Source organism: Marinicrinis sediminis, from assembly GCF_042685085.1.
Taxonomy (GTDB): Bacteria; Bacillota; Bacilli; order Paenibacillales; family KCTC-33676; genus Marinicrinis; species Marinicrinis sediminis.
The window spans coordinates 1-13,563 of the sequence record NZ_JBHUMM010000001.1; the positions used below are offsets into that span (position 1 = coordinate 1).

The window sequence follows — 13,563 nt, forward strand, 5'->3', positions numbered from 1 at the left end:
GTCAGGCTTTCGCCCATTGCCGAAGATTCCCTACTGCTGCCTCCCGTAGGAGTCTGGGCCGTGTCTCAGTCCCAGTGTGGCCGATCACCCTCTCAGGTCGGCTACGCATCGTCGCCTTGGTAAGCCATTACCTTACCAACTAGCTAATGCGCCGCAGGCCCATCTGCAAGTGAGAGCCGAAACCCTCTTTCCCCAGAAAATCATGCGATTTTCTGGACCATCCGGTATTAGCTAACGTTTCCGCTAGTTATCCCGATCTTGCAGGCAGGTTGCCTACGTGTTACTCACCCGTTCGCCGCTAAGTATAAGAAGTGCAAGCACTTCTTATACTCCGCTCGACTTGCATGTATTAGGCACGCCGCCAGCGTTCGTCCTGAGCCAGGATCAAACTCTCCAATAAAGGTGCCGATTTTTCTTCCGAAGCATCGATTCAGCAATGAACCACTGATGAAACGATACTTCTTCATAGGAAAACGGCATTAAGTGTTTGTCTTGCTCATGATTTAAAGCTATTCCAGAATGTTTATTCCGGGGCCCCCGAAAAGTACTCGGCAAAAGCGACTAAGCTTTGCTTCACTTTTTGGGGAATTGTTTTGGACAATTTCGCTCGCTGTTCAGTTTTCAAAGATCGTGATCATGTACAGCTTGTTGCCGGACAAGAACGTAATATATCAGGTTTGACGCCAAAAGACAAGCTTTTTATTGCGATTCATTTCATAACTGCTATTCATCTTGCTTTGCCAACTGTGCATTCCACCGCTGCAATCCGATTCAAGGGAAATCCGCAAAAACCAGAAATCATTCAGTGCCTGCTCAAAGGGGCGAAAAACAATATAACATGGGCCATCCATATTTGCAAGTGTTAATTTCGACTTCACTTACTGGAGTAATCTAGGTCGTTTGCAGAAGATGAAAGAACCCTGACTACACAGCGTCAGAGTTCTTTCAAATGATCATACATGATGATGACTTCTATATGAAAGACGAATTACTCATCCTGAAATGTAAATTGATTCAGCGTCTGCTGCAAGTCCTCGGAGTCGCGACGCAGTTTCTGGGCCATCTCATTCAATTGGGCCATCGTCGCCAATTGTTCTTCAACAGAGGACAGAATCTCCTCACTGCCAGCTGCCGATTGTTGTGATACAGCCGTCATGTCTTCAAGAGCCTGAAGAATGTTCTTCTTCTCCGCTTCCATCTCCGAAATGGATTCACTGATTCCCTTGATCGTTGCAGAATTCAAGGAGACATGCTGTTCGATCTTTTGAAAGGCTTCCTGTGTCACTGTGGCCGTTTCTGTTTGCTTTCTCGCGATATCGAAAGCAGATTGCATGACATGATTCGTATGATAAGAGTCGCGTCTCGTTTGTTCCATCAAGTCAGAAATGTCTTGCAGCGCCTGGTTGGAACGAACGGCCAGTTTTTTGATTTCAAAGGCAACAACAGAAAAGCCTTTCCCAGCTTCACCTGCACGCGCAGCCTCAATCGAAGCATTCAGTGCCAGCAGATTGGTTTGATTCGTGAAATCTGCGATCATTTGTATCACGTCACTAATTTGCTCTGTTCGCTCCAGCAGGGTATGAACAGCATCGATTGCTTCGGTCATTTGCCGGGAAGAATTTTCACTCGAATCTTTCAATTCTTCCCCGATTTTCAAACCGTTCATCGTCACGCTTGTCATTTCGATAGAATCTTGTTGCATCCGGTCGCTTTCACGGTTCATTTGAGTAAAACGGCTAGACCAATTAGTAATGGATGACACGGTCTGATCTACCAATTCAGCAGTATGGTTCACTCCGTGCGTCATGTCACTCATGGTTTTGGCTACTTCCTCACTGGCCAGTTTCATTTCACTGCTGCTCACTGTCAAAGAATTAGAAGCCGAGACAACTTGTTTAGAAACGCGATCCGTAGAGCGAATGAGCTGACTCATCTGTTCAATCATTGAATCCACACTCACCGCCAGTTTGCCCAGTTCATCTCCGCGGCTTAAATGAGAGCGCGCTGTCAAGTCGCCGTGTTCGACTTTCCCTAGGGTAGCGGACAACTGATGAATCGGCTTCGTCAACTGTCTGGCAAACAGCCAGGTCAAGATAATCGCCAGCAAAAACACAATCGCGACGGTCAAGGACAACGGTCTGATGATGCGGGTTGCCTGATTTTCGAATTCACTCAGGGGAACAATGGCTGCTATGTTCCAGCCTGTCGTTGGATTCGTAATGTAGTTGAAGGCCTTCCACTCTCCATCGAGTTCGACTTCATGGAATCCGCTCTTTTCGTTCATCATTTCCATCCATTCCTCGGTCACACGGTCTTCTCCAATTTGGGACGAGTCGGGATGATACAGAATCGATTGCTGATTATATAGTACCGCATGTCCCTCACCCTCATCGCCGATCTTGAATTCTGACAACCAGGCGATTAACTTTTGCAGGGATAGATCAAGGGTTAGAACGCCGGCCACCTGCCCACCTTGCTCGATTGTCTTGGCGGCACTGATGATCACTTGACCATCTGTTGCATTGATATAAGGGGCCGTCCAAATGATCTCGCCCTTGCGTTCAATCGCGTCCTCATACCAAGGTCTTGTGCGAGGATCATAGTCACCCGGCAGTTCCTGAACAGGATAGAGAATCATCTCTCCCTCTGCCGTGCCGAGATACAGATTCAATGTATCCGTATCCATCGCATGAAAACGTTCAAATTCATTTAGCAAAGCCTGGACAGACGAATCGCTATATGTAAAATTGGACGGGATCGTCTTTTCAGAAATCAGATCAATTTTTGCTTCCGCATCCCGAAAAAACTTTTCAAAAACCTGGTTGGTTTGCTCCAGTGTGAGAGAGACCCCGTCTGAAAGAGCATGTACGGTCGTTTTCACATTATATTGATAACTAACAAAAGCGGTGATAGCAGATGTAATGAGAATAAGAGACAGACATACGAGCAGGATTTTCTGATGTAGCTTCAAGCTGAAATTCATGTTTCCGCTCCTTTGATTGAGAATTGAAAGTGTTGGTTCCTATACGTTGTCAAGTCATGATGACGGTCATCCATATACACACATAGATTCACGTACAACATGTACAAAGGAGAATGCTGGTAGATCGGGTTATCGTCTCTAGTCCCTGGCGATTACGATTCGATTTCTGCCACTGGATTTCGCTCGAAGCAGTGCCACGTCTGCTTTTCGATACAACTCACTAAATGAAGTACTTGCATAGATATGATAGGAAAGTCCGATGCTTAATGTGAATGAAATTTCTTTGGAATCATTCAACTGAATCGTCATTTTCTCCGTCATTTCTCGAATCGAATAGGCGAGTTTCCTGGCTTCGTCTAACGAATAACCTGTGCAGAAACAACCGAATTCTTCTCCGCCCATTCTTCCAAACACAACGGATTGTGGCAAATGTTCCTTCAAGCAAGCGGCGAATTGCACTAAACAAGCATCACCGGCCTGATGTCCGTGCTGATCATTAATCTTCTTAAAGTGATCCAGATCAAGCAATAGAAAAGTCATGGACGGATGCGTCTTCCGGCCTTCCCTCATGGAGAGTTTCACTTGTTCAATAAAATGGCCACGATTATAAATGCCAGTCAAACTGTCTCTCGTCGCACGCAAGTACAAAGACTGTTCCCTCAGCTTGCGATCTGTCACATCCTGAAAAATTAGCAACATGCCTTGTTTAAATTGATGTCGGATTGGTACAATGCGCACGAAAAAATAGATGACCGTATGGTCACGAATACAAATCTCGAGTTCGGTCGATCCTTCCGTTTTGTTCATATATGTATGCATCAAAGTCGGATGCGCCTGCAGGACAGGCAATAAGCTGCTGCCAATCGAAATGGCATCACCTCCTTTCATCATCCCCTGACGGAGCCAGTTGGAAAAACTTTTGTTCATCTCCACCACCTGATGTTGATGATCAACCACGACAACGCCGTCCTGAATATGCTGTACAATCACATTTTGGGCAACTGGCCATAAATCAATCAACTGATAACGAAAGAGGCCATAAAAAATCAGCAAACCTGTCGGGATATAAGTCGCGGCAATTGTGCTGATGCCAAACGGCACGACATCCTTAAAAATCGTATAGACGATAGGAAAAAGATAACCGATCAGCAAAATCAGATGCTGCTTGCGGTGAAAAGGGGGTGTAAATCGTAAACGAACCAGAAGCACAAATACAGAGAACAGATGTAGCAGCATCGTATAGAGCAAAAACAGCACACTAAATGGCGTCGATTTGACGACCGTTCTGGCATGCTCTCCAATATTTTCTAGCCAAAGTTCCTCCCGCATGAGATGATGGTAGGAATCTGTAAAAATCAATAGCAAATAAACCAGGCAAGGAGCTGTCAGCAGAAAAAGGATCTGCCTGGTTCGCCAGTTTCTTTTGCCACAGTATTCCATAGCAATTGCATATGTTAATATTGGGGTCAAAAAAAGAGGAATCTGCTGGATATTCCGCCACCAGACCTTCATTTCCAGTGTAGACACCCATAATTCAATATTGCTCGAGATGGTCAGCAGCAAGGCTAGTACCGTGAACGCCAAAAAATAACTGCCTCCTGGAGACTTGCGATGCTTGACCCCTGCGATGACGAGCAGAATCGTGATAAATGCTGCGAGAAGCAATTCAACGGGATATCCGCTGTGATTGAAATCGATCATCGGTGCAATCTCTTCTTTCAATTCTTGGAATAATGGATGAAATATCATCCATACGATATGACCAAGTTTGAGTGTATGAAAGATTCACATAAAAATCAAGAACTCGTTGATTCTTTTTTTCGTTGTCGCTTTACAAGAACGTATGTTTCTATATATAATTGAGTGTAATTAGTTAATATCATAAAACATTAAGAACATAAATAGAAGGGGCTGTTCATACATGAATGTCATTAAAGAACAGGATATGAAGTTGCTGGAATCTAAGCTAGCTCTGTATCCATGGTATGTAGATCAGTTCATCCAACATAAATTGCCCGAGTGCTCCCCTTCTACCCTGCTGGAGTATACGAGAGACTTTCACATGTTCTTGCAGTGGCTAATCAATGAAGGATTAAGTCAAGCGGATGGCATTGCCCACATTACTTTGTTCGAGCTGGAGCAACTGACGACGGAACAGATCGATTCGTACAAACTGTTTCTTCACCTTCGCAGACAAAACAAACTGGCTTCCAGAGAGCGAAAATTGGCCTCTCTGAAATCCCTGTTTCATTATTTAAGTCAAATTGCCGAAGACGAGCACCATTATCCCTTGTTAAAACGAAATGTCATGGCCAAGGTAAAGACACATCGACTTCTGCATCCCGATCTGATTGCATCCCGGCTGAAAGGCAAGATTCTGGAGGATGATAACGAAATTGAACAGTTTCTCTCCTATATCGCCACCGGTTACGAAACAGATGTTCAGTCCAACAAGCAGGCTCTACATTATTATAAGAAGAATCGCGTCAGAGATGTGGCCATTATTCAGTTGATCCTGTCCTCAGGACTACGTGTGTCAGAGATTGTAAACCTCAACACGGAGGATCTGGATCTCGGGAAACGTCTGCTACAAGTTACTCGAAAAGGGTTTCAGGAGCAAAGCTACAAGCAAGGGGTTTACTTTGCAGAGAAAGGAAAAGAAGCGATTCAGGCATACTTGAAAGCGAGAGATCAGTATGCCCCAAAACGCGGTGAAAAGTCGTTATTTCTGGCACTGAAACGCGGAGAACGAGACGGGGCTCGCATGTCCAAACGAGCGATCCAGCAAATGGTGTCCAAATATGCAAAAGCATTCGGCAAACCACATTTAACGGTTCACAAGCTGCGTCATTCGTTTGCAACCAGCTACTATACGAAAAATGACATCTATAAAACCCAAAAACAATTGGGACATTCCAGCACAGAAACGACGCAAATTTATGCCCAGCTCTCCGATCCGACCATGGCCAGGGCGATTGAGCATCTCTGAGTGCAAAATCCCACAAATGGAACTTCCCAACCGACAAGGGAACGATCAAAGGCTGTCTCCACTAGAGAACAGCCTTCTTTTCCATCTATAAAGTTAGAGGAAAAATCGTCCGACGAGAGGCATCAGCATTTGCAGGGCACCAAATCCGAGACGAAACATCCCTCTTTTGCCATTGCCGAGACCATTGAAGAGATTCGGCAATGGACTTCCACCTCCAGTAGCAGCACCGCCAGCTCCTCCTGCTCCGAGCATGCCGGAGAATAGAGAGCCCAGCATCCCCTGCACCTGTGCTTGCTCTTTGACCTCAACATATTTGGCACCGCTAATCCGTACTGCATCCTCTTCAACACCTGCGATCACACCCACATAGACATTCCCCTTCTGGTCTAATGCATAGATGGGTTGTCCGAGAAACATCTCTGCTTCCTGACGGCTGCTGATCGACATTCGACGTGACATGACATACACCGCCCTTCACCATTGTGTGCGTATATAGTGTAATCTATGTCCACATCTCTTCATTTGCGTGTACGCTTGACTACTTCCATCCTAATTTGAACCAGAATTGGTATGGCTCATGGTTTTCTTCATTAAGCGTGCACTCATCTTGCTTATCCAGCGTCGGGGAAGAAATCTCGGTAGCTCGGAGAGCAGCTTATTCATCTTGCCATCCACGATATAGCTTTGATTTCGGCGCAAACCTTTGAAGCTTGTCTCCACAACCTGTCTCGATGATCTCATCTTGCCTACCTTGATAGAATCCGGTGCCTGATCAAAAAATTGCGTCTGCGTGTTTCCAGGACAGACGGCTATGACACGAATGCCGTGCTGACTGTATTCCTCATGAAGACCTTCGGTAAATGACAGCACGAACGATTTGGTAGCTGCATAAATAGACATATACGGTATCGGTTGAAAGGAAGCCATTGAAGCGACATTGATCACATCCCCCTGCTTTCTCGCTACCATATCTTGCAAAAATAAATGTGTCATATTGACGACAGCATTGACATTCAACATCACTTGCTGCTGATTCTGTACAAGGGAACGCTCCAGCAACTGCCCGGTACTCCCCGCTCCCGCATTATTGATCAGCATATCAATCTGCCATTGACGATCTTTCAACTCCACATAAATCTCTTCCGGAGCGGACGCTATACTTAAGTCTTTCACAATGACATGGATGTTCCGCTTGTACGTTTTCTTCAACTCGTGGGCTAGTGCGTCCAGTTTATCCCTCGATCTGGCAACCAACACCAGATCATATCCCTTCTCTGCTAACGCAAACGCATACTCTCTTCCGATGCCGGTAGAGGCTCCAGTAATTAATGCTCTTTTTCTCTTCATGATGTCCTCCTGAATGCTGTATCCTGTATCCTTTCACGTTCCCACCCCGCTTTGGCACAAGCGGAATGAAGTGAAGTTTCAAAAGTTAAAAGGTTCAAATGTTTAAACACTTTAAAATTATAAAGCCCAAAAAAGGCAATGTCAATCTCGTCATTGCCTTTTGCTTGGGAAGATCATGGTCAACACGCTAGCATCATTGCGGTATCCTTATGTTTACCACGGCGGGGCATCTTCATCTGTAGATGAAACGGTATCTGTCGTGTCTGTTGTGTCTGTTGTGCCTGTCTTATCTATCGCGTCCGTCCTCTCCGTTTCGGAAAGGGCTGTAGGAATCTCAGGCTTGTTCTGCAACGCTTCCAGCACTTCGTGCAGTTCCTGGGGCTGCAGCAGTTCAATCGGGGACTTTCCCTTTTCAAATTGAATCGAGTCCCCTTCCAGTAGCACAACATACCTGCCCTGAAATCTCGCAATGTGGATATGATCCCCGTACTGCGCCATCTTTCCCTTCACCGTTATATCTTCGAGTTTGAATTGCAAGCTCAAATCCTCATCGTGCGCAATGAAATGCTGCTTGGCCTCCATGACCTGCTCATGATGCCATTTCTCTTGAAGTTCCCGCTTCTCACTAGCAGCCCAAATCTCGTAGCTCTCTTCCTCCTGTTTACGTTCGGCTGCTTCTTCGTTGCCTCCCCATTTCATATCCATATAATCATGGACCATGACATGCATCTGGTCGTTCATCCATTCCGGCATCGATTTTTCATAGGAGATGAAAGTAAGAAAGTCCTCAAAATAACGAGCATGAGAGGCTTGATGGATTTTCAGTTCATGGGTCTCGAATATGCCCGGTTCCGGCATGTACGGATACTGTATGGACTTCATATTCCTGGCGCTTATGGCCATCTCTACATGATGAATCAGGCTTTTCTCATCTGAAATGCGGGCAATCTTCGGTTCAAAATCACATTTCATGACAAACAGAATCAATTGATCCGAATAATCCTGCAAGCGGGCCGACGCAATAATCAGAGCACCACCTCGCACAGCGGTTGTATCCATATACATGCGAACCAATTCGTCCGCCTGATTAAAAAAGGCTTGTTTGTCTTCTGCGGTCAGCAGACGCTGGAACAGATTGTAGTTGGGATTACTGCTCCAGTCATGTCCGGGCTCCACGATGAAATGTCCGATTTTGGTCGGCGCATGTTCAGTTTTTGGATGTTTCTCCACTTTGCGCTTCGTAATGCGCACAAACTCCCCATCCAGAAATGACCGCAGTTCACTGTACTCATATTCCTCTCTACCTAGCGTCTGAAAATGCTTGAATGATTTCGACCCTGAGGCAGAGGCTTCATCTTGAATGACAAAAAATGAAAGAAATTCAACGGAAAACTCCATGCACTTTCGATCCTTTCGCTATTGATACAGTCGCGTTATTTTTCAATTATCTCCTCTTCAATTCGCTCTCCCAGGTGTCGGCCGGGAATATCGGACTGAACCCGTATCCGATCACCCGGTTTTATCTGAATGAGTGGATAAGCTCCCACTTCTTCCTTCCATACATGCACACTGTCTGCTTGCTGCAAGGTAGCCGTTATCTTCGTCCCGTCCTCCAGCGATACCTCAAGTCGAAGAAGGGGTCTCTTCTCAAATTTCATACGGCCAAGGGGGATACTTCTAACCTCCCCTTCCCAATCGGATACCTCTATGCACGCGCCCGGCTGAAAATCAGACAGATACCGCGTCTCTCCACCTTGTCGAACATATTGATGGATGGCCCCACCATTGATTCGAAAGGGTCTCGGCGGATACGTCTCAGTGGTGCGGGTCTCGGCGGCCACAAAGACATAACCGTGACCGGTATTGCCCACCCATATCCCCTCAGTCGGATTCAGTAAATCTGTCGTATCCAGACACACTCTCATTCCCACACCAATTTCTGAAATGCTCATGACAGCTCCGTATTGCAATGTCATCTTGTCTCTCCTCCCTGATTGTTAGACTACGATCCAATCCGATTCGTTCTGGATCATCCTCTCGTCGAATCCTGCCACCACGCAGGCAAAAAAAGATCGAACCTTGCGCTTCCCCGGGAAATGACGCTCAATTATTTCCTTTTAAGCAGACCGTCCTTGCTTTTTTCCATTGCTGCTTTTGTTCTTCTCGTTGCCTGTGCCTCCATGGGATGGTCCGGCCATGGATGCTTGGGATATTTTCCTTTCAGGTCTTTTCTCACTTCAAAGTACGTTTGTTCCCAAAAGCTTTTCAAATCCCGCGTGATTTGTACCGGTCTCATAGCGGGAGACAACAGGTGGAGGGTCACCGGAATACGGTGAGAACCAAGTGTCGGCGTTTGACTCAGACCGAACAACTCCTGAAGCTTCACGGCCATCACGGGCTGATCCGGATCGGAGTAATCGATCCGAATGCGGGAACCGCTGGGCACTTCAAAGTCAACGGGTGCTTCTGTTTCCAAACGTCGAGACTGTTCCCAGTCAAGTGTAGATTGAAGAAGCTCCCAAACGTTGATTTGTTTCAGTTGCTGGAGATTTGTAAGGCCATCCAGCTGAACCTCCCACCATTCCCTGCCTCTCTTCAGCAGCCCTTCGTCAGATACATCGGGCCACCTGGGATCGTGAGCATGCATAAACTGGATGCGCTGCTGAAGCTGTCTGGATTTCTTGTTCCATGACAACTGTTCGATCCCGCCTGTTGTCACATACTCATACACCGCTTCAACGATGCGTTCAGATGAAAGCTGATCCAGTGGAACAGGGGTGTCCGACAAGACCATAGCGCCCAAATGCTGCTGCAGACGTCCGGTTATCTTTCCTTTTTCTTCATCCCATCTCACACGACAGACAGACGTAATCTGCTGCTCGAACATATCCAGCAATTGTTTTTCCTTCACTTCCTCAGCCAGGCGGATTGAACTGGTTGTCTTGCCCATCTCCACCTGAATCGCGACCAGGAAGGGAGCATGCTGCAACCTGTCTGTGCGAGCCAATGCTGCACCTCTGCCACTTCGCAAAAGAAAGGTCCCGTCTCCTCGATTTTTGGCGACCCGATCGGGAAACGCCATCGCAGCCAGCATCCCGTAATCGTACGAGATCTGCGATTTTTTCTGTTCATATTCCTGTTCGTATAGACCCTTTATCGTCAATTGCTGCTGCAGACGCAAGCTCTCTGCTCTGAACTGGCTATAGGTCCTTTCATCAGGTCCATCCTGAAATGCCTTTATGATTTCATGCAAGGTCATGTATGATCCGCCTGAGAAATGAGACTGATGTTGCAAAACGACCGCTACATCACAAGCTTCATGGACGTTCCAGCCCCGTGACAAAGCGGATAACAACATATGACTCAACCGCGGATGAATCCCAAGAGCTGCCAGATCCTTCCCATGCTCCGTGATCTTACCCTGATCATCGGTTGCACCCAGTAGATGCAGCAGCTCCCGGGCCTGAATCATGGCCGAAGAGGAAGGCTGGTCAAGCAAAGACAAGCCTGACGCATCCTGGAGTCCCCACCATGCCAGTTCGAGCGTAAACGAGATCAGATCCGCGTGCCTGATCTCAGGTTCATCATACGCATTTAGCGCGTGGTGCATCTCTTCATTCCACAGACGGTAGCATAGGCCAGCCCCTTGTCTCCCAGCCCGACCTGCTCGTTGATCGGCAGCAGCCTTCGAAATGCGTGTCGTGATCAACTGTGACAGCCCTGTACGCGGGGAAAATTGCGGTTTTCTAACCCAACCACTATCGATAACGACCTGAATCCCGTCAATGGTGACGCTTGTTTCCGCAATGGACGTGGCAAGCACGATTTTTCTCGTTCCAGCCGCACACCGCTTCAAGGCAAGAGACTGTTCTTCGATAGATAAACTGCTGTGCAGGAGATAGCACCTCAGCACACCTTCGCCTAATTCAAGCGGGTAGCGGACATTGAGCTGCTGCTGAACGTACTTCAATTCCTTCATTCCAGGCAAAAACACCAGAATATCTCCCGTATGTGTTCGATATGCCTGATCAATCTGCTGTCCGATCAAATCCAATAATTCCTTATCACAGGTTCCGGGTCCAGGTACATATTTCCTGTCCACTGGATACGTCCTGCCGAGACTTCGGATGACCGGAGCACCTCCGAGAAGTTCAGAGACCGCTTCTGCTGCAATCGTCGCAGACATAACGAGGATGCGTAAATCCTCTCGCAACACTTGCCTGACATCCCAAATCAACCCAAGTGCCAGATCTCCATCCAATGTTCGCTCATGAAACTCGTCAAAGATAACCAGCCCATACTGATCCAACGTAGGATCTTGCTGCATCATGCGAAGCATGACGCCTGTCGTGACGACTTCAACTCGCGTTCGATCGCTGATCTTTTGCTCCAGTCGAATACGGTAACCTACCGTATCGCCGACTTGTTCACCTCGTTGCGCCGCCATAAAATGCGCGGCCGACTTGGCCGCGACTCTGCGTGGTACGAGCAGCAGAATTTTCTTCTCTCCCAGCCACTCCTCCTGTATGCAAGCGAGTGGTACACGCGTTGTCTTTCCAGCCCCCGGCTCTGCGACCAGCACCCCTGTGCCTCGATGCCCAAGAGCCTGCATCACAGACGGAATGGCTTCCTCAACCGGAAATGTATCCTTCTTCATCTCTCGCATCTCCGATCCTCTCCTTATCTCATCCTCATTGCCTCTGCAGAAGAGACTTGAAGTTGAATCAAATAACGGTATAATAATGCCATACGCCACCTACAGAAAGGAAGACGGTCCATGAATGCGCATGAAGCGATCAGCGCACATTCCAAGAAACAGTTCGAACATTTGCAGCAATTTTACAAACTTGATCAACAGCGGGAAATGGCGATCGAAGAAGCCCTGTCTCTCTGCAAAGCTGGTCAACCTTACACCGTAGACGAGATCAATCTCATTACCAAAAAAATCAATGAACATGCGAAGGAAGGTATTTCTCCTGTTCGGGTATATGTCACCCCCGAAATGGTGCAGACTTATGCAACAAAATAACAGGGACCGCCGTTCGGCTACAGATTATCAGGAAAAGAACAAGAGGAAGAGATCCATCATCTCCCCCTCTTGTTCACTGCTATGGACATCCTAGAGCACCTTTTCAACCTCATATCCCTTGTCTTGCAAAAGCTGAATAATGCCCGCTTTACCTAAATAATGCGCAGTTCCCACGACTACAAACACGTTCTGATCCCCCGCATAAAACTGCTCAATCTTCTCCACCATTCCGACATTGCGATCATCCAGCATTTTCTTCATATACGTCTGATACGCTTCCTCATCGGAGTAATCTGACATGAGCAATTTCGACATGCCCTCTTCATCACCCTGCTTCCAAGCGGTCATCAATTCATCAATCATTTCCGGGTGATCGGCTATTTCATCCATAGCCGATTCCAGCAACATCAACTGAATCTCATCCGAAAATCCGGCAAACATATCGAGTTGAAATTCCATCCCTTCCAATTCGACTATTTCCTTGTCACCTGCGGCCTTCAAAAAGTGCACGTCTATACCCGATTCAGGATCATACCCCTGATTCATAATCTCAAAGCTCTCAATCAGCATGCTGATGTACCACGGTTCATATTGGTTGAAAAAGGAAAAGTTCAGGATACCATACGCTTTCAGTTTCTCCTTGAGCGCAGCCAATGTCTCCGCATCCAGTTTCTGTTCGAGCGTCATCCCATCTGGCAGTTTCGCTTTGGCGTCCAACATCTGCTGAGCTTCGAGCGGATCAATGTCTACGATATTGGCTTCCACAGCCAGCACGTCCGAGTCGTCGAATGATTGTTCAATCACCTGATGCAACGGATAGAAGTCGGGAGACGCGGCATGTACCGAGCCTAGCAGAAACACCGTCGCTCCCGTTTCATCATTGTTCATTTTCCAGAAAAATCCTCCCGATCCTTCCTGTTGTGGGGAAGATGTAACGGCCGGCTCTGGATCATTTTCGGTCTGTTCTGCCGTATCGTTGTCTGAAACGGAAGGTTCGTCACTTTCTTCGGTTGGCACCTCTGCATTTTGTTCAGTCGAGTTATCCGGTTGATTGGCGCTTGAACCCGCTTCCTCATTCGACGAACAGCCAGCAGTCAGAAACAGGATGGACATCATGCATGCCACGAACAACAACATGATAGCTTTGCGTCCTGCATGTTGTTTCATATACGTTCCGTTCATTTATCCTCCACCTCTATGTTTCCCTATATTTCT

The 13,563-nt window shown here is 47.1% G+C and carries 11 protein-coding genes and 1 rRNA gene; 3 read left to right on the forward strand and 9 right to left on the reverse strand.

Annotated features, from left to right (window positions below; translation table 11 throughout):
- A 16S ribosomal RNA gene (locus tag ACFSUC_RS00005) occupies positions 1–400 on the reverse strand; the annotation flags it as partial.
- 193 nt (positions 401–593) lie between these two features.
- Here ACFSUC_RS00005 and ACFSUC_RS00010 point away from each other — a divergent pair.
- Complete coding sequence (locus ACFSUC_RS00010) at positions 594–866, forward strand: hypothetical protein (protein ID WP_379927336.1); 273 nt, start codon at positions 594–596, stop codon at positions 864–866.
- Between the two features lie 122 nt (positions 867–988).
- Here the strand turns inward: ACFSUC_RS00010 and ACFSUC_RS00015 are convergent, their stop codons facing one another.
- Positions 989–2,983: a methyl-accepting chemotaxis protein gene (locus tag ACFSUC_RS00015; RefSeq protein WP_379927337.1), complete on the reverse strand. Its 1,995-nt coding sequence runs from the start codon at positions 2,981–2,983 to the stop codon at positions 989–991.
- A 138-nt stretch (positions 2,984–3,121) separates the two neighbouring features.
- Positions 3,122–4,684: a histidine kinase N-terminal 7TM domain-containing diguanylate cyclase gene (locus ACFSUC_RS00020; protein WP_379927338.1), complete on the reverse strand. Its 1,563-nt coding sequence runs from the start codon at positions 4,682–4,684 to the stop codon at positions 3,122–3,124.
- A 220-nt stretch (positions 4,685–4,904) separates the two neighbouring features.
- Between ACFSUC_RS00020 and xerS the strand changes: the two genes are divergently transcribed.
- Complete coding sequence (gene xerS / locus ACFSUC_RS00025) at positions 4,905–5,972, forward strand: tyrosine recombinase XerS (protein WP_379927339.1); 1,068 nt, start codon at positions 4,905–4,907, stop codon at positions 5,970–5,972.
- A 93-nt stretch (positions 5,973–6,065) separates the two neighbouring features.
- Here the strand turns inward: xerS and ACFSUC_RS00030 are convergent, their stop codons facing one another.
- The 5 genes from ACFSUC_RS00030 to hrpB all read right to left on the reverse strand — a co-directional run bounded on the left by ACFSUC_RS00030 (position 6,066) and on the right by hrpB (position 11,985).
- Complete coding sequence (locus ACFSUC_RS00030) at positions 6,066–6,431, reverse strand: hypothetical protein (protein ID WP_379927340.1); 366 nt, start codon at positions 6,429–6,431, stop codon at positions 6,066–6,068.
- 90 nt (positions 6,432–6,521) lie between these two features.
- A complete protein-coding gene (locus tag ACFSUC_RS00035) occupies positions 6,522–7,319 on the reverse strand; it encodes an SDR family NAD(P)-dependent oxidoreductase (RefSeq protein WP_379927341.1) in 798 nt (265 codons plus the stop codon).
- 213 nt (positions 7,320–7,532) lie between these two features.
- Positions 7,533–8,717, reverse strand: a complete 1,185-nt coding sequence (locus ACFSUC_RS00040) for a DUF3900 domain-containing protein (protein WP_379927342.1) — start codon at positions 8,715–8,717, stop codon at positions 7,533–7,535.
- Between the two features lie 35 nt (positions 8,718–8,752).
- A complete protein-coding gene (locus ACFSUC_RS00045; RefSeq protein ID WP_379927343.1) occupies positions 8,753–9,295 on the reverse strand; it encodes a 3-dehydroquinate synthase II in 543 nt (180 codons plus the stop codon).
- 131 nt (positions 9,296–9,426) lie between these two features.
- Entirely contained in the window at positions 9,427–11,985 is a 2,559-nt protein-coding gene (gene hrpB, locus ACFSUC_RS00050; protein ID WP_379927344.1) for an ATP-dependent helicase HrpB, read from the reverse strand.
- A 111-nt stretch (positions 11,986–12,096) separates the two neighbouring features.
- On the opposite strand from hrpB, the gene ACFSUC_RS00055 reads away from it, so the two are divergent.
- Positions 12,097–12,348, forward strand: coding sequence for a YpbS family protein (locus tag ACFSUC_RS00055; protein ID WP_379927345.1), 252 nt, complete (start codon positions 12,097–12,099; stop codon positions 12,346–12,348).
- A gap of 90 nt (positions 12,349–12,438) precedes the next feature.
- On the opposite strand, the gene ACFSUC_RS00060 is transcribed toward ACFSUC_RS00055, so the two are convergent.
- Entirely contained in the window at positions 12,439–13,530 is a 1,092-nt protein-coding gene (locus ACFSUC_RS00060) for a TraB/GumN family protein (RefSeq protein ID WP_379927346.1), read from the reverse strand.
- Between the last annotated feature and the right edge of the window lie 33 nt (positions 13,531–13,563).